The organism is Mesorhizobium intechi (genome assembly GCF_002879535.1).
Taxonomy (GTDB): Bacteria; Pseudomonadota; Alphaproteobacteria; order Rhizobiales; family Rhizobiaceae; genus Mesorhizobium; species Mesorhizobium intechi.
Window position 1 is genome coordinate 1 of sequence record NZ_PNOT02000328.1, and the last position, 15,810, is coordinate 15,810.

The 15,810-nt window shown below is 60.3% G+C and carries 14 protein-coding genes and 2 pseudogenes; 6 read left to right on the top strand and 10 right to left on the bottom strand.

What is annotated here, in order from left to right; translation table 11 throughout:
- Positions 1–1,019, top strand: a pseudogene (locus C1D09_RS27730) (DEAD/DEAH box helicase); the annotation flags it as partial.
- A 262-nt stretch (positions 1,020–1,281) separates the two neighbouring features.
- On the opposite strand, the gene C1D09_RS27735 reads toward C1D09_RS27730, so the two are convergent.
- The gene (locus tag C1D09_RS27735; protein WP_143977237.1) at positions 1,282–1,728 is read right to left on the bottom strand and encodes a DUF2971 domain-containing protein; all 447 of its coding nucleotides are present in this window, start codon (positions 1,726–1,728) and stop codon (positions 1,282–1,284) included.
- A gap of 354 nt (positions 1,729–2,082) precedes the next feature.
- On the opposite strand from C1D09_RS27735, the gene C1D09_RS27740 reads away from it, so the two are divergent.
- From C1D09_RS27740 to C1D09_RS27750, 3 genes and pseudogenes are all read left to right on the top strand, one after another.
- Positions 2,083–2,334, top strand: a complete 252-nt coding sequence (locus C1D09_RS27740; RefSeq protein WP_143977238.1) for a hypothetical protein — start codon at positions 2,083–2,085, stop codon at positions 2,332–2,334.
- 254 nt (positions 2,335–2,588) lie between these two features.
- A complete protein-coding gene (locus C1D09_RS27745; RefSeq protein ID WP_006329252.1) occupies positions 2,589–3,776 on the top strand; it encodes a Fic family protein in 1,188 nt (395 codons plus the stop codon).
- A gap of 10 nt (positions 3,777–3,786) precedes the next feature.
- Positions 3,787–4,259, top strand: a pseudogene (locus C1D09_RS27750) (tyrosine-type recombinase/integrase); the annotation flags it as partial.
- A 251-nt stretch (positions 4,260–4,510) separates the two neighbouring features.
- On the opposite strand, the gene ccoS reads toward C1D09_RS27750, so the two are convergent.
- From ccoS to ccoN, 8 genes are all read right to left on the bottom strand, one after another.
- On the bottom strand, positions 4,511–4,660 hold the full coding sequence (ccoS, locus tag C1D09_RS27755) for a cbb3-type cytochrome oxidase assembly protein CcoS (RefSeq protein ID WP_006329249.1): 150 nt from the start codon (positions 4,658–4,660) through the stop codon (positions 4,511–4,513).
- On the bottom strand, positions 4,657–6,942 hold the full coding sequence (locus C1D09_RS27760) for a cation-translocating P-type ATPase (protein ID WP_143977239.1): 2,286 nt from the start codon (positions 6,940–6,942) through the stop codon (positions 4,657–4,659). The genes ccoS and C1D09_RS27760 overlap by 4 nt, the downstream gene beginning before the upstream one ends.
- Complete coding sequence (locus C1D09_RS27765; protein WP_006329246.1) at positions 6,939–7,436, bottom strand: FixH family protein; 498 nt, start codon at positions 7,434–7,436, stop codon at positions 6,939–6,941. Before C1D09_RS27765 ends, C1D09_RS27760 begins: the two co-directional genes overlap by 4 nt.
- Positions 7,433–8,998: a cytochrome c oxidase accessory protein CcoG gene (gene ccoG, locus C1D09_RS27770; protein WP_109671461.1), complete on the bottom strand. Its 1,566-nt coding sequence runs from the start codon at positions 8,996–8,998 to the stop codon at positions 7,433–7,435. The genes C1D09_RS27765 and ccoG overlap by 4 nt, the downstream gene beginning before the upstream one ends.
- Before the next feature lie 198 nt (positions 8,999–9,196).
- The gene (ccoP, locus tag C1D09_RS27775) at positions 9,197–10,060 is read right to left on the bottom strand and encodes a cytochrome-c oxidase, cbb3-type subunit III (protein ID WP_019856557.1); all 864 of its coding nucleotides are present in this window, start codon (positions 10,058–10,060) and stop codon (positions 9,197–9,199) included.
- 2 nt (positions 10,061–10,062) lie between these two features.
- Complete coding sequence (locus C1D09_RS27780) at positions 10,063–10,212, bottom strand: CcoQ/FixQ family Cbb3-type cytochrome c oxidase assembly chaperone (protein WP_027033462.1); 150 nt, start codon at positions 10,210–10,212, stop codon at positions 10,063–10,065.
- A gap of 10 nt (positions 10,213–10,222) precedes the next feature.
- On the bottom strand, positions 10,223–10,954 hold the full coding sequence (ccoO, locus tag C1D09_RS27785; RefSeq protein ID WP_006329238.1) for a cytochrome-c oxidase, cbb3-type subunit II: 732 nt from the start codon (positions 10,952–10,954) through the stop codon (positions 10,223–10,225).
- Between the two features lie 11 nt (positions 10,955–10,965).
- On the bottom strand, positions 10,966–12,576 hold the full coding sequence (gene ccoN, locus C1D09_RS27790) for a cytochrome-c oxidase, cbb3-type subunit I (protein ID WP_097572454.1): 1,611 nt from the start codon (positions 12,574–12,576) through the stop codon (positions 10,966–10,968).
- A 129-nt stretch (positions 12,577–12,705) separates the two neighbouring features.
- Between ccoN and C1D09_RS27795 the strand changes: the two genes are divergently transcribed.
- Positions 12,706–13,245, top strand: a complete 540-nt coding sequence (locus tag C1D09_RS27795; RefSeq protein ID WP_019856553.1) for a hemerythrin domain-containing protein — start codon at positions 12,706–12,708, stop codon at positions 13,243–13,245.
- 3 nt (positions 13,246–13,248) lie between these two features.
- On the opposite strand, the gene C1D09_RS27800 is transcribed toward C1D09_RS27795, so the two are convergent.
- Positions 13,249–14,004 carry a Crp/Fnr family transcriptional regulator gene (locus C1D09_RS27800; RefSeq protein WP_143977240.1) on the bottom strand — a complete coding sequence of 252 codons (756 nt, stop codon included), beginning with the start codon at positions 14,002–14,004 and terminating at the stop codon, positions 13,249–13,251.
- A gap of 156 nt (positions 14,005–14,160) precedes the next feature.
- Between C1D09_RS27800 and hemN the strand changes: the two genes are divergently transcribed.
- A complete protein-coding gene (gene hemN / locus C1D09_RS27805; protein WP_143977249.1) occupies positions 14,161–15,510 on the top strand; it encodes an oxygen-independent coproporphyrinogen III oxidase in 1,350 nt (449 codons plus the stop codon).
- Positions 15,511–15,810 lie beyond the last annotated feature (300 nt).

Below are 15,810 nucleotides of genomic sequence, written 5' to 3' on the forward strand. Positions count from 1 at the left end.
ACGCCCGCTGGGATGCGGTGAACAACGATATCCTTCGCAAGCGGGCGGCGGCAGTGCAACAGCCCTTCCCAGCGCTGGGCGAGTTGCAGGCGATTGTCGGCCAGGAGATCGAATTTCAGAGCAGGCTCTGGCAGAGCGATTTCGAAGGCGCTGTGGAAGCAGCGGAGGGAGTGCTGGGTGGACTCACCGACCCGGACCTCCGAGGTTATCGAGCGCTGTGGCACTACCTCGCCGGCTCAGCCGCTTGGTATGGAGGACGCGCCGGCATCGCCTCGCTGGACGTCAAGGCGCGCGGCCATTTTAATCATGCAAAGCGCGCCGCCACCGATCTGCCTTGGTTGGTCAAGCTGGCCCGCTATCACGCGGACATGGAAGCTCCTCTTGGCCGCAGTCCCCGTCTGCTGCGACAGATCGAGCGCGTTGAGGGCGTGCTGGAGCGGCTCGGCACCGTGACCGACCGGGAGTTCAACAAGCGCGAGCGGGAGATTCTGGAAGGTCTCGCCTCGAAGAACGGTTTTGAGCAGGCGCAGGTACGCCTAGGCGAGATTCTCGGCTTCCACGCGGGGAAACGCGAAGTCGACGCGTCGCCGGATCCCTGGTGGGCGGCGGATGATCTGTGTTTCGTGTTCGAAGATCATGCCGGAGCAACAAACGATGTGCTGGACGCTACCAAGGCGCGACAGGCCTTCTCGCATCCCAACTGGATTCGCGACCACGTTGCTTTGCCCGATAATGCCATTATCCTGCCGGTACTGGTCACGCCGGTGACCAAGGCGAAGTCGGGGGCGGTTCCGCATCTCCACACCGTGTCGCTATGGGAAATCGACGAGTTTCGGGAATGGGCAGGTCAGGCGTTGCGGACATTGCGGCAACTGAGACGTACCTTTAGTCAGGCCGGTGACCTAGTCTGGCGTGCGGAAGCTGCTGAGCGCTTCGAACAAGACGGGATGGGTGCCGACCAGATCTACAAGTGGCTGAAAGGACGTATCGCGAGCGGTATCTTACAGAGTATCCCATAAGAATGGGAGAATACCCACTCACCGCGAAATTGGACTATAGGTTGCCCGAGCGGGCCTCAGGCAGGTGCAACGTCCGCTTCTAAGGAACCAACGATCACATAGCAACGGCCGACATGAGGCGCGTTTCAGACAGACACAATGGGGTAGCATGCAGAATGACATTCCGGCCACCGCGGTGATATCAGACGTTGAGGTACGTCCCGGGCGGGCAGCCTGCCTTCTTTTCACTCTCACCAGCCGAACTGCCACCGCCTTGCCGCCGTTAGGGAGTCTGCGGACGAACAGGCGGCCACAAACTGAGCTTGCGTTGACGGGTGACCTCGAACTTGGCGAAGTCGACCCGTGCCAGCATCACCTCGACGCCCATCCCCTTCACCATCTCCCGCATCTGCTCGTAGGAACGCTCGCGGAACTTCGGACCTGCAATGATTTTCTTCAACCGCAGGTCAGGCCCGAATGGCTGGAAGTAGTGCGTCTGGCCTTGGATGACCTCGGGGTTCACCAGTGGCAGTAGCCAGCGCCACTCGTCTTCATACGCCCAACCGTCAGACTTTATCCGCGCCAACTCTTTAAGGTGCTCAGGCCCTATTTCGGCATACGACGACAGTCCGAGGTCGACCAGGCGCGGCCTCGTTTTGCGGTAACGGACCTTGAAGAAGTCCCCTTCCGAAACGTCAAACCCAAGCACCATCCCGCGAAATTTCGCCATAGTGCCCCCACATCTGCGGCTTCGACCACGTTTCGCTCATACAGATGAGGCCCTGCTCCTGGTCTAGCCGGCGGCGGTACGAGGACAGGTGGATGCGGTCGCGCTTGTCGTCGAGCACGATGCCTATGAATTCGAAGGCGTCATTGAGGTCTTCGATGCGGGAGATCCGTAGGCACCGCTTCTTGATGGCAGCGACCGCGTACCGGGCCTTCAGGACGCAACGGAGCTACAACTGCCGGCATCCAACGCCGGTGAATATATTGCCGGCGAGCCGCCGCATGTCTGACGCCTCGCAGAATTGTTGACTGAACTGCCCACGCTGCCTAACTGCATCACCTGAGCAGAAGACAGAGCGTGAATCTGCCGAACATTATTTGCGAAAACGCGCTTGCCAAGAGCTTCTTCGAGCGCTGCGCGGAGTCGCTACCGAAATTCCACAATCCGTTCATCGGCGCGCTCTATGACTGGCAGACGTTGCTTACAGGTGTATTTGCTCTTGTCGGGTCGTTCGAGTCCTCGCGCAGCCTGGTCGCAGCGTCGCCTGCTTCCGCAGTCTCTGGAGAATCATTTGGAGTCGCCTGTATTTTCCTGGTCATATGTCCCTAGTCAGCGCGACCGGCGAAGTTCGGCCAAGCGATCGGCCAAATCGACCTACCGATCGCAAATTTGTACATACTATCAATGCGCTAAGCATAGCGAATATCGGCCATCATCGGCATCGGCATTGGCGTCGTCGATCAACCGTCTCGGTGAAGCTGAGGTAGCGGCTAACATCGGCCAAATGATCGGCCAGTTATGGGCGCTCAGCTAAAATTTCTGTTGACATATACGTACTTAGCGCGATCTAACATCGGCCAATCATGGAAGAGACCGTACAGCGCATCGAGCCGGCGCGCCTGGAAGACGTTGCGGAGCCTATCTCCGACGCGCTGGCTGAGCTGTCAGCAAGCTCGGCGGTTCTCGGCGCCAAGCTGCATCCGCGCACGGCTGCGAACCTGGCGGATCTCGTGCGCATCATGAACACCTATTACAGCAACCTGATCGAGGGCCACAACACGCGCCCCCGCGACATCGAACGCGCCCTCGCCGGCGAATTCGACAAAGACCAGGAACGACGCAACCTGCAGGTGGAAGCCGCGGCCCATGTTCGACTGCAGGGGGAAATCGATCGCCTGGCAGCGGAGGGTCAGCTCCCAGAACCGGCTTCGCTTGATTTTTTGCGCTGGCTGCATGCGGAATTCTACCGTGACGCCGATGAGGCGATGTTGCGCATTCGCGGCGCAGACAGAGAATTCTTGATGGTTCCGGGTCGGTGGCGATCACAGCCCGAACATGATGTTACTGTCGGCCGCCACCAGCCGCCGTCAAGCGATCGCGTCGAAGCGTTCATGGAGCATTTCGCTAGCCGGTACCGCTTCCAACGTACGGGCAAAGCGGCTAGGATATTGGCGATTCCGGCCGCGCATCATCGGTTCAATTACATTCATCCCTTCCCAGACGGCAATGGACGCGTCAGTCGCTTGATGAGTCACGCCATGGCCCATGAGGCAGGAATCGCCGCGCACGGGCTGTGGTCGATTTCCCGAGGCCTGGCGCGGGGTCTGGAAAGCCGCGGCGACTATAAACGCATGATGGATCACGCCGACATGCCACGCCAAGGCGATCGCGACGGCCGCGGTAATCTTTCTATGCGGGCGCTGGCAGATTTTACCTTATGGTTTCTACGCGTATGCATCGACCAGGTCAGTTTCATGTCCAGCCTGTTCGATTTGAACCAACTTGCCCGGCGCCTGCAGCGGTTCGTTCAACGCTACGACCTGAAGCCGGAAGCTTTCCGGCTGCTCGAAGAGGCGCTTCTGCGCGGCGAGTTCGATCGCGGTGAGGCCTCACGTATCGCTGGCTTGCCGGAACGTACGGCCCGCCGCGTGTTTACCGAGGTGCTCGAGCTTGGCCTGCTTGCGTCCGATACCCCGAAAGGACCGGTATCGCTACGCTTCCCGGTCGACACGTTGGACGAACTGTTTCCTAAGCTATTTCCGGAAACTTAGCGTCGCATAACTGCGCCTACTGTTTCCCCGCCCGGGCGAGTTGCGAGCCGCCGGATGGGAAGAGTTCGACTTCAAAGGCTCGGTGTGGACCATCCCGGAAGCAGGCAAGAAAATGCGGCGGCCGCGCCGCGTTGCACTTTCGAGGCAGGCCATCAAAATCCTGACCGATCTCAGAGACATTTCCGAGGGCGAGGCGCTGCTGTTTCCAACTGCGCGATCGGGTTCTCGTCCGATTTCCGACAATACCCTTAACGCCGCCCTGCGTCGCATGGGTTACAGCAAGAAAGAAGCAACGGCTCACGGTTCCCGAGCAACGGCATCAACTCTGTTGAATGAATGCGGCAAGTGGCATCCAGACGCAAGAGAGACAGCTGGCCCATATTGAAAAGAACGACGTTCGGCGCGCTTACGCCAGGGCGGAGCACTGGGAAAAGCGCGTCAGTATGATGCAGTTGGTGGGCCGATTATCTGGAACGAAATTGAGAGCACGAAACCTGCAGTTGAACCCAACCAAGTGTAACTGCAACCCCGTGTCCGCACCTATCGTGAACATGAACATCAGCTTTGCGTACGTTATGACATTGGCCGCGTCTATGTTGGGGCGGAACCGGCGACGCAGTCCTTCGAGGGACAGGGGCTTTTCACAAATCTACGTCAAGCGGCTTAATTGGTTGTGGAGCTTCATTCGTTATTCCGAGTCGGCGTCAGCACAGCGTCGGGAACAGCGGTCTGGCTCAGCGTTCCGGCTTGTCGTCCCGGAGGATGCGCTCAGCGGCTCCGTCAAGATCCTCATATTGGCCACTCTTCAATGCCCACAGAAAGCCAGTCAGCCCCAGTGCGCCAAGAAATAGGGCGACTGGCATGAGGTAGACGAGTATCGTCATGATGACCGCGCTGATGGGTGAATGCCAGAATGCGTTGCCGAAGAAGCCCTCGTCAGCTCGGCGAGCATAAAGCCCTGCAGCCTCAGCCCGTTTCCGATCACCAGCAGCGATGAGGCGGACATCGCCACCGCCGCGATCAACGGCGTGACGTGGCCGAAGATGGCGATCGGCACGGCAACGGCGTTGTAGATGATCGCGATGGCTATGTTCTGGCGCATCAACCGCCCTGCCTTCCGCGAGACGTCCAGCGCAAGGGGTACTGCCGAAAGGCTTTCACGCAGAAACACGAAATCGGCCGCGTTGCGGCCAATATCGGCGGCGGTGGCGGGAGCGATCGAGACGTGCGCCGCGCCCAGCGCTGGTGTGTCGTTGAGTCCGTCGCCCACCATCAGGACCTTGTGGCCGGCCTTGGTCAGCATTTCGATCCGCTCAACCTTCCCGGATGGCGGCAGCGCCGGAACAAAACGGTCGATGCCCAATATTCTTGCGACATCGCCACAGACGTCCGCGGTATCGCCCGACAGCATTTCGACCGAGACCCCTGCATCGTTCAATTGCGCCATGACGCTCCCGGCATCGGCCCGCAACGCATCCTCGAAAGCGAAGGAAGCGACAATCATCCCGTTCTTCGTGAGAACCGTTCCGCCGTAGCCATGTTTGCCTTCGCCGCCGGTTCGAGCCTTCCATCCAGCCCATCCGCGTCGACCCAGCCGCCAGGTATTTCCGGCGTCAGTTGCTTCGATTCCAAATCCCGGATGCTCGGTGACGGCACGGAATTTGTGTTGCCCGCCAGGCGTGGCAAAACCGGCTATGGCCTTTGAAAACGGATGCCGCGAGTGCGCTGCCAGGTCGGCTGCAACTGCCAGCATGGCGGGATCGATCGATGACGCGTTGACGAGCCGGGGCTGGCCAAGCGTGAGCGTTCCGGTCTTGTCGAACACCGCTATATCAATCGTCGCCAGGCGTTCCATGGCCGAACCGTCCTTGACCATGATGCCGTTCTCGAACAGGCGCCGTGCGGCGACCACCTGTACGATCGGCACCGCGAGGCCAAGCGCGCACGGACACGTGATGATGAGAACAGCGATGGCGATCGTCATCGCCCGGTGCCAGTCGCCGGTCGCCGCCATCCAGCCCAGGAATGTTACCAACGCGGTGAGATGAACCACGGGCGCATAGAGTGCCGACACGCGGTCGGCGATACGACGATAGCGGGCACGACCGCCCTCGGCGGCTTCCATCAGTCGAACCATTTCGGCGAGGAACGAATCCTTGGCGGCAGCCGTCGCCTCGATCGTCAGCGGGCCGGTAAGATTGAGCACGCCGGCCTGTACTGCTGCGCCCGGGGCCACGTTTTTTGGCGTGCTTTCGCCTGAGGCCAGTGAGCAGTCGAGATCCGACGCCCCCTGAATGATCTTGCCGTCGACGGGGATTCTTTCACCGGCTGCGATCAACAACCGCATGCCTGGTTCGATCTCGCCGACCGGCAGATAGTCGCGCGCGCCGTCGCCGCGCTGCACCATGGCGCCACGCGCGGCCAGCTGAGACAGGCCTTTCACCGCGGTGCGGGCACGTTCGCGCATCACGTGATCGAGGGTCCTGCCGATCAAAAGGAAAAACAGCAGTGATACCGACGCGTCAAAATAGGCATGGTCGCCATGGTTGATCGTCTCATAGAGGCTCATGGCATAAGCGAGCGACACCCCAACCGCGATCGGCACGTCCATGTTCATGCGGCCGTGGCGCAGTGCATTCCAGGCCGAGCGGAAGAAGATGCCGCCGGCGAAGGCGAGCGCCGGGATGGCGATCAATGCGGAGACCCAGTGAAACAAGTCGCGGGTTGCACCTTCGGCGCCGGACCAGACCGAGACCGAAAGCAGCATGATGTTGCCTGCCGCGAAGCCGGCAACAGCGACGGCGCGGATCAACTCGGCAAGCGTCTTGTCCTTCTTATCAGCGTCGGCTTCGAACAGGTGCGCCTGAAAGCCCAGCCGTCCCAGCGCGGCGACAAACGGAGGCACAGAGTCCCCACGCCACCGGATCGCGACCCGTTTCGTCGACAGGTTGACACGAGCGCCTTCGACGCGATCGAGCCTTCCGAGAGCCGTCTCGATGGCCTGGATGCAGGCCGCGCAGTGAACCGTCGGCACTGAAAGGTCGGTCTGCCAAAGATTGTCGCCAAGCGATCGGCTCGCCAACCTGATCTCCTGGCTAGACGGCAGGACCGATGTGGTACTGGTCAGATCCAGCGCCAGTTCCGCGCTGGGTGCACAACAGCTCATTGCAGCGCTCCTTGCGAAATCATGATCCGGCGAACGTCGCGATAGGGCTCTGTCAGACCGGCATCGGCGTCGACTTCGACGATCCAGACGCCATCCCTTGGCAAGTGCTGCGCGGCAAATTCCTGGTCCGAGACGAGGGCGAGAGTGACGGCCTTGTCCCCAGCCTCGTAGGCGGGATGACGAAACAGTATCTTGACGCCATGCAAGGGGACCGGCTTGCCGGTGGTATCGCTCAAGCTGTAGCGGACCTCACCCCGAGCGATCGTCAGTTTGCCGGTCCAGCCGAGTGCCGCCTGCGCGCGCCCTTCCTCGGCCTTTCGGTTGAATTGCTGGCTGGCCACATAGGTGTTCTCGACGACAAGGCCGGTCCAGCTCGTGCTGGCGAGTGTCGCCATCGTGAGATTGACCGCGATGATCACGCCGAAAAAGCCGAGAATGGTGAGCAGCATGTGCCTGCCGGTGAACTCACGCGTCTTTTGCGTATTGGTGCTCATCTGGCGATCTCCGGGGCGTTGAAGGTGGCGGTGTATTCGTCCGATTCGAAGCTCGCTCTGTCCTCGACGCGGAACTTGAAGGTTTGTGCAGCGTGCCGAACCTCACCCGCTGGCTGGCGCACGAAGACCTTGAGCATGTTCAGCCGGTCGGGTTGGACCGCGATGGCGAAGAAGCGAGCTGCCGGCAGATCACTGCCGACGACGCTCATTTCGGCTCCCTGCAAGCCCTGCATCGTGACGACGATCGTCCTTGGCTCGGGGATCATGTTAAGCAGCTTGACGGTGTAACCGTTGCGGATCGAGCCGTCGGACAGGGTCACGAATTGCGGATTGCGGTCGTGCAGGACGTTGATCTCGAGTCGGTCGCGCGTCAGCAGCGAATAGATCAAGGCAAGCCCGACCGCCGTCCACGCGCCCATGTAGAAGAAGGTCCTCGGCCGGAAGATCTTGCGAATATGGAAATGCGCCAACCTGGCGGAGAATGTGCTGTCGGCCGTTCTGACGAGTGAAGGGTTCACGGGACCGGAGCCGCCTGCGGTCGCCACCGCCATGTTGGCGTTGTAGTCGGACAGCGTCGCATAGGAGATCAGCCCGCGCTCCTTGCCGAGCTTGTTCATGACGCCGTCGCAGGCATTAAGGCACAGCGCGCAAGTGATGCATTCGAGTTGCTGGCCGTCGCGAATGTCGATCCCCATCGGGCAGACTGCGACACAGGCATTGCAGTCGACGCAGTCACCGACCGGCTGCCCCGCAGCCTGGACCTTCTTGGCGTGCCGCGAACGAGGTTCGCCACGCCAGTCATTGTAGGTCACAGTGAGCGAATTCTCGTCGAGCATGGCAGCCTGGATGCGCGGCCACGGGCACATGTAGGTGCAGACTTGCTCGCGCATCAGCCCGCCGAATGTGTAGGTGGTGGCCGTCAGCACCGCGATGGTGACGTAGGCGACCGAAGCGGCGGTGCCGTTGAATACGTCGCCGATCAGCGTCGGCGCATCGGCTAAATAGAGGATCCAGGCGCCGCCGGTAGCTGCCGCTATGACCAGCCAGATGGCGTGTTTCGACACACGCAGCACCAGTTTGCGCGCGGTCCAGCGGCCGGCGTCGAGCTTCATGCGAGCGTTGCGATCGCCTTCGATCGCCCGCTCGACAACTAGGAAAAGATCGACCCATACCGTCTGCGGGCAGGTATAGCCGCACCAGGCGCGGCCGACGGTGGACGTGATCAGGAAGAGGCCGATGCCGGCCATCATCAAAAGGCCGGCGACATAGTAGAATTCCTGCGGCCATATCTCGATGAAGAAGACGTAGAAACGGCGGTTGGCAAGATCGATCAGCACGGCCTGATCAGGAGCAAACGGACCTCGATCCCAGCGCAACCAGGGCATCAGATAATAGATGCCCAGCGTGACCGCCATCACCAGCCATTTGAAGCGGCGAAAGCTGCCCGAGGCGCGTTTAGGGAAGATTTTCTTGCGCGGAGCATAGAGCGGCTGTCGTGTCTTGGCGGAGTTGACCGCTTTTGCCTCGAGCCGCTCCATCTGCGTTTTATCCAGCACGTGCATCTCCACTCGCGCGCGGCCTATGACATCGTTGTGCGACGGACTGCTTCGACAGACGTCCGGTCTGCAGTGAGCCCGCTTCGCCGTGTGGGCCGCGCCGCCTTGCTGCAGGTCAATCGCCGCATGCCGGAATGGTGTCGGGGCCCGACTCGTGCCGGGCCCCGTCGCTTGGCGGGGAGGGCCGAGAATAGGCTTCCGTTCCTATTCTCCGCCGCCAAGCGAATGGACATAAACCGCAAGTTCCTTAACCTTGGTCTCGCCGAGACGCCCGATCCAGGCCGGCATGACACCGTGCTTCGGCGCGCGGACTTGGACGGCGATGGCTGTCTCGCCGGGTGCGTAGAGCCAGATCGCATCGGTCAGATTGGGCGCGCCGAGCTCTTTGTTGCCTTTCGCATTATCGCCATGACAGGCGACGCAGTTTTCCGCGAATACCTTGGCGCCGGGCTCGATAAGACTTGCATCCTGGACCTTGCCCGAGAGGCTGGCGACATAGGCGCCGACCTGTGCGATCTGTTCGGGCGTGATGATGTCACCGAAGGGGGGCATTTCCGACTGCCGAGTATCCGGGTCGGATGCGAAACGGATGCCGTGCGCGATCGTTTGCTGGATCTGCTCGGTCGTGCCGCCCCACAGCCAGTCATCGTCGTTCAGGTTTGGAAATCCCTTCGACCCTTGGGCGCCCGAGCCGTGGCATTGCACGCAATTGACCTTGAAGGTAGCTCCGCCGGCCGCTACCGCGAATTCACGCAGCGCGTCGTCGGCTGCAATCTCGGATACGGTCTTCTGCTGGATGGCCGCGACATATTTGCCCTTGGCGGCTTCGGCAGCCGCCAGCTCAATCTTGACAGCGTTGCGGCTGGAATAGCCAAGCACACCCTTGGTCGCGGAAGACAGCATCGGCCAAGCCGGATACGCAATTGTATAAGCCACCGCCCAAGCGACGGTGATGTAGAAGGTTATCACCCACCATCGGGGCAATGGGTTGTTGAGCTCCCTTATCCCGTCCCATTCATGACCGGTCGTTGAGATGCCCGAGACTTCATCGATATGCTCGCTGCTCATGATCAGTCGTCCTTGAGTGGAATCTGGGCGGCTTGATCGGCCTGTGTTTTGCCGCCGGGACGCAAGGCAAAGGCAATGCAGCCGACGAAGAAGAGCGCCATGGCAAGCAGACCCCAGCTGTCCGCGAATTCCCGCATCAAATTATAGCTCATTGCGTCCCCCTCAGCGGTAGCCGGCTGCATCGTCATAGGTCTTGAAATCGACCAGTGTTCCCAGCATTTGCAGATAGGCGACGAGGGCATCCATCTCGGTCACCTGCTGCGGATTGCCGTCCAGATCACCGACTTTGGCTTTCGGATAGCGTTTCTCGACGCCGGAGGCATCGGCATTCGGGTCGGCCTGGGCCATCAGATCGGCATTGGCGTGCGCGATCATGTCATCGGAGTACGGGACGCCAACACGCGCGTTCGCAACCAGATGCGTCGAGAAGTCCTTCACCTCGATCGGAGCGTCCTTCAGGAAGGCATAGCGAGGCATGATAGATTCCGGCACCACCGAACGTGGATCCATAAGGTGCTGAACGTGCCATTCGTTGGAATAGCGGTTGCCGACTCGTGCAAGGTCAGGGCCGGTGCGCTTCGAGCCCCACTGGAAGGGGTGGTCGTACATGGACTCGGCGGCCAGGCTGTAGTGGCCGTAGCGCTCGACCTCGTCCCGGAAAGGCCTGATCATCTGGCTGTGGCAGAGGTAGCAGCCCTCGCGCACATAGATGTTGCGTCCGGCGAGTTCCAGTGGCGAGTAGGGCCGCATGCCTTCGACTTTCTCGATCGTGTTGTCGAGATAGAAAAGCGGCGCAATCTCGACGATGCCGCCGACGGTCACGACAAGAAGAGAGCCAACGAGAAGAAGCGTGGCGTTCTTCTCGATGATCGCGTGTTTGTCCATCAAGCCCATTGTCTGGCTCCCTATTCGGCAGGCCGGAGGGCGGGCTCGGAACCTGGCATTGGTTGCTCTTCGCGCTGGTGGCCAAGAATGGTCATGGTCACGTTCCAGGCCATGAGCAGGGCGCCGGTGAGGTACATCGCACCGCCGATGGCACGCATGACGTAGAAGGGATGCATGGCGGCGACGGTTTCGGCGAAGGAGTAGACGAGGAAACCCTGCTCGTCGTATTCGCGCCACATCAGGCCCTGCATGATGCCGGAAACCCACATCACCGCGGCGTAGACGACGATTCCGAGCGTCGCCAGCCAGAAGTGCCAGGTGACGAGCCGCAGCGAATAGAGACGTTCACGGTTCCACAGTTTCGGCACCATGTAGTAGATTGCGCCGAACGAGATCATGCCAACCCAGCCGAGCGCGCCGGAATGGACATGGCCGATGGTCCAGTCCGTGTAGTGCGACAGCGAATTGACCGTCTTGATCGACATAATCGGACCTTCGAAGGTCGACATGCCGTAGAAGGCGACTGCCATCACCATCATGCGGATGATCGGATCGGTGCGCAGCTTGTCCCAGGCGCCAGACAGCGTCATCAGGCCATTGATCATACCGCCCCATGAGGGCATCCACAGCATGATCGAGAACGCCATGCCGAGCGTCTGCGCCCAGTCGGGTAAGGCGGTGTAATGCAGGTGGTGCGGGCCGGCCCAGATGTAGAGAAAGATGATCGCCCAGAAGTGGACGATCGACAGGCGGTAGGAATAGACCGGCCGGTTCGCCTGCTTGGGCACGAAATAATACATCATGCCGAGGAACCCGGCGGTGAGGAAGAAACCGACGGCGTTGTGGCCATACCACCATTGCGTCAAGGCGTCCTGGACGCCGGAGAAGGCGGAGTAGCTCTTCGAGCCCAGGAACGACGCCGGCATCGACAGATTGTTGACCACATGCAGCATCGCGATTGTCACGATGAAGGACAGGTAGAACCAGTTGGCGACGTAGATATGCGGTTCCTTGCGCTTCAGGATCGTGCCGAGGAACAGGATGAGATAGGCGACCCAGACGATGGTCAGCCAGAGATCCACATACCATTCGGGTTCGGCGTATTCGCGGGCTTCGGTGATGCCGAGCAGGTAGCCGGTCGCGGCCATGACGATGAACAGCTGGTAACCCCAGAACACAAACCAGGCCAGTTTGCCGCCAAACAGCCGGGCGCGGCACGTGCGCTGCACGACATAGAGAGACGTGCAAAGCAAAGCGTTGCCGCCGAAGGCGAAGACGACGCCGGATGTGTGCAGCGGCCGCAGCCGGCCGAAATTGAACCAGGGTTGGATGTTGAGGTGAGGGTATGCCAGCTGCAGGGCAATGATCACACCGACGAGCATGCCGACGACGCCCCAGAATACCGTTGCAATGGCTCCGTAGCGGATCGGGCCATCCATGTAGGCGGAGGTGTCGATCGGAGCCGCCGGCTTGAAATCTGTGTTGCGCAGCAGGATCGCGGTAAAGCCAGCCACGGCGAAGAACAAAACCCCCATATGCTGGCGAAAAGGTCCTTCTACGCCGAAGCCGGCAGCCACCAGGGCCGCAAAAGCAAACAGGCTTAGAACGACGATCTCCGTGCCGAATTTCATGACATGTCCCCGACCAGGATTCCAATGCGCGGACGCCAAATCCGCGGTGCATTAATTCCGTAGTTGCCGCCTGCTCGCCCTGATCCATGTCAGAGCCGCACGATTTTGCTTCGGGCAGCATCGAGTTCGGTGCAATCAGAAGGTGGCGATTTGAACAAGGAAACGCAGCACGGGCCAACCCGCTCATGGACAAGTGCGGCTTTCTCGCGCCAGGTCGGCACAGAGGCGATTCCGGGCGAGGTCATGAAGCTTGCCCATCGGGAAAAGCTGGAGCTCTGCTTCTCGCTGGAAAGCATTGCCGATGCACTGCCGAACGTCGACCGCCTCAAATGTCTTGGAACGGCCAAGAAGATCGTTCCGCTGCTCCGTGACATTCATGGGTTTGAGGAGAGGGTGATTTTCCCTGCGTATGAGGCGCACTTGACTCCGGCCGAGGCCAAACTTGCCTCTACCAGCCGGTTGCGCATCGAGCACCTTGAGGATCAATGCTTCGCTGGCGAGGTGGCCGAAACGCTCCTAGCGATCGGTCATGGTGATCCGATAGAGAGCGCGGAAGCTGTCGGATTCATGCTACGCGGCTTCTTCGAAGGCTTGCGGCGACACATCGCTTTCGAACGCGAGCATGTCCTGCCGCGGATCGTAATAAGCGACGAAGGCCCCGACGCTTAGGTCTCATTCAAAGGCCGGTTGCCGCGCGCCTCGGCCGCCGCAGTGCTGCTCCAGCCGGCTCATGCTGTCGACCGTTACATGGCGTTTGTTCTCGATCCGGATCACGTCGTCAGCCCGCAATCGCGTAAGCTGGCGGCTCACGGTCTCGTTCGTCAGTCCAAGGAAATCAGAGATGTCGGCACGTGTCAGCGGCAGATCGAAGCATGCCGACCCAGCCGCCGGGTCGATACTGGAATCCATATTCCGGGCGATCATGAGGAGAAAGCTCGCCACCTTCTCCGGTGCGGTCTTGCGCCCGAGAGTCACCATCCATTCAAGTGCCTCGTCGAGTTCGTCCAGCGTCTGCTTGAGCAGGCGATGCTCGAGTCCCGGTGATTCCTTTATTATCCGTTCAACGGCCGCCTTCGGAAACGAGCACAGCGAGACGGAGGTTGCCGCTTCCACATTGATCGTGCTTTTCACCTTGAAGGGCCGTCCCAGAAAATCCGGTGCGAACCGAAGACCGACAATCTGCTGGCGGCCGTCCGAAAGGCACTTCGTCAGCTTCACAACGCCTGAAAGCAAGTTTGAATAGCTGTCGACGGCCTCGGCGTCGGCGATCAGTTCGACCCCCGGCTCGAGCTTGTGCCGCGACGAAGTTTTGGCGAGCCCAACCAAATGGTTTGGATCGAGCGCACCGCAGACGCCGCGATGTCGTGCTGCGCAAGACAGGCAAAGAACGGGAATGCCGGAGCTGTGAATGTCTTGCCGTACTGTCATTACGCTCGCGCTACCGATCCCAAGTTTCGGCAGGATAGCAAGCGATGGCAGAGAAATCCTTGCGGCAGTTTGTCCGTGCTGGAGGCTGACCGAAATCAGGGCATTGGCTCTTCGACGCGTCCAGACTTCGGCGAGGCAAAAACGGCGGACCACCAAATGAGACCGAATTTAGCTGCCAGGCTTGGCGAGAACGTCCCGCGTTATACCAGTTACCCGACCGCGCCGCATTTCCATCCTGGCGTCGACGCTGATGTCTATCGAAGCTGGTTGAAGGCGCTCGAAAGCGGTGACGAGGTCTCGCTCTACCTGCACATCCCTTATTGCGACCGGCTGTGCTGGTTCTGTGCGTGCCATACAAAGCAGACCCGCCGCTACGAGCCGGTGGCTTCGTATCTCCGCTCGCTTCACGCGGAGATCGCGACTGTCGCCGGTCTTGTCGGCGGCAAGGCCCATGTCCGCGCCGTGCATTTCGGCGGCGGCTCGCCGACCATGCTGAAGCCCGAGGATATGATAGCCTTGGGAACTGTCCTGCGGGATAGCTTCGATTTTCTTGCCGATGCGAAGATCAGCGTCGAAATCGAACCCAACGACATGGACGAAGCCCGCCTTGATACACTTGCCGAGATCGGCATGGCGCGGGCGAGCCTCGGCGTTCAGGATTTCGATCCGAAGGTGCAGAAGGCGATCAACCGCGAGCAGAGCTTTTTGCAGACCAAGGCGGTTGTCGACGGCATTCGCTCTCGCGGCGTAGGGTCCGTGAACCTCGATTTGCTTTACGGCCTGCCGCATCAGACCAGGGAGAGCGTCTGTTCCACCGTGGCGCAGGCGCTGACTCTGGAGCCGGACCGGATGGCGCTGTTCGGCTACGCGCATGTGCCTTGGTTCAAGAAGCATCAGACTATGATCGACGAGGCATGGTTGCCAGGTCCGGCCGAACGGTTCGCTCAGTGGCAAATTGCCGCCCGTCTGATCATGGGCGCCGGATACGAGGCGATTGGAATAGACCATTTCGCCAAGCCGGATGATGCGCTTGCAGTCTCGGCTCGCGCGGGAACAATCCGCCGCAATTTCCAGGGCTACACCGAGGATCGCTGCGAAACACTGATCGGGCTCGGGCCGTCATCGATCAGCCGGTTTCGACAGGGCTATTCGCAGAACATGCCGTCGACAGCCGAATATGGACGCATGGTCGAGGGGGGACATCTGGCCACGGTCCGCGGCATCGCGTTTTCCGAAGATGACCGTGTTCGCGGCTGGATCATCGAGCGCTTGATGTGCGATTTCGGCTTTTCAGCAGCCGATCTGGTGGAACGCTTCGGGGAAGCCGGACAAAAGCTTCTTTTCCAAGCAAGCTCCATCGCCATTGGCGACCCTGCTCGACCGCTTGAACTCCAAGGTGACAGTTACGTCGTATCGGCGGAAAGTCGTCCCTTTGTAAGGAGCATTGCAGCGAAGTTCGACAAATATTTCGAAAGTGGAACGGCCAGGCACTCAGTGGCAGTCTGAGTGCCACAGACGAACGTCACCGTCTTCAGTCGATCGCGAACCTCCTCAAAATCCCCGAAACCAGCAGCTAACAATTCGATAGTGCATATGACGCCACTTTACGATGGTGTGACGACACGGGTATTTCCCAAAGGGGGTCGCATGGCAGAGGGCTGGGACCCGCCGGAACCCTGCAGGCAGGGCTCCACTTAAAGCAGGTTGGATTGTTCGGCCCAGTCTTTCACTGAATGTCAGCGACGCACCCCATTGCGGCTTCCGCTACTCAGCGCTGCGGCTCTTGAATACCCCTTTGAGATGAGC

Bases quoted from the DNA above. Each gene is read 5' to 3' on its own strand.
- ccoS (WP_006329249.1), bottom strand. From the start codon at position 4,660: ATGACGATACTCGTCTACCTCATGCCAGTCGCCCTATTTCTTGGCGCA.
- C1D09_RS27780 (WP_027033462.1), bottom strand. From the start codon at position 10,212: ATGAGCTATAATTTGATGCGGGAATTCGCGGACAGCTGGGGTCTGCTT.
- ccoN (WP_097572454.1), bottom strand. From the start codon at position 12,576: ATGAAATTCGGCACGGAGATCGTCGTTCTAAGCCTGTTTGCTTTTGCG.
- hemN (WP_143977249.1), top strand. From the start codon at position 14,161: ATGAGACCGAATTTAGCTGCCAGGCTTGGCGAGAACGTCCCGCGTTAT.
- C1D09_RS27735 (WP_143977237.1), bottom strand. From the start codon at position 1,728: ATGGCGAAATTTCGCGGGATGGTGCTTGGGTTTGACGTTTCGGAAGGG.
- C1D09_RS27800 (WP_143977240.1), bottom strand. From the start codon at position 14,004: ATGACAGTACGGCAAGACATTCACAGCTCCGGCATTCCCGTTCTTTGC.
- C1D09_RS27765 (WP_006329246.1), bottom strand. From the start codon at position 7,436: ATGAGCACCAATACGCAAAAGACGCGTGAGTTCACCGGCAGGCACATG.
- ccoG (WP_109671461.1), bottom strand. From the start codon at position 8,998: ATGCACGTGCTGGATAAAACGCAGATGGAGCGGCTCGAGGCAAAAGCG.
- ccoO (WP_006329238.1), bottom strand. From the start codon at position 10,954: ATGGGCTTGATGGACAAACACGCGATCATCGAGAAGAACGCCACGCTT.
- ccoP (WP_019856557.1), bottom strand. From the start codon at position 10,060: ATGAGCAGCGAGCATATCGATGAAGTCTCGGGCATCTCAACGACCGGT.
- C1D09_RS27745 (WP_006329252.1), top strand. From the start codon at position 2,589: ATGGAAGAGACCGTACAGCGCATCGAGCCGGCGCGCCTGGAAGACGTT.
- C1D09_RS27760 (WP_143977239.1), bottom strand. From the start codon at position 6,942: ATGAGCTGTTGTGCACCCAGCGCGGAACTGGCGCTGGATCTGACCAGT.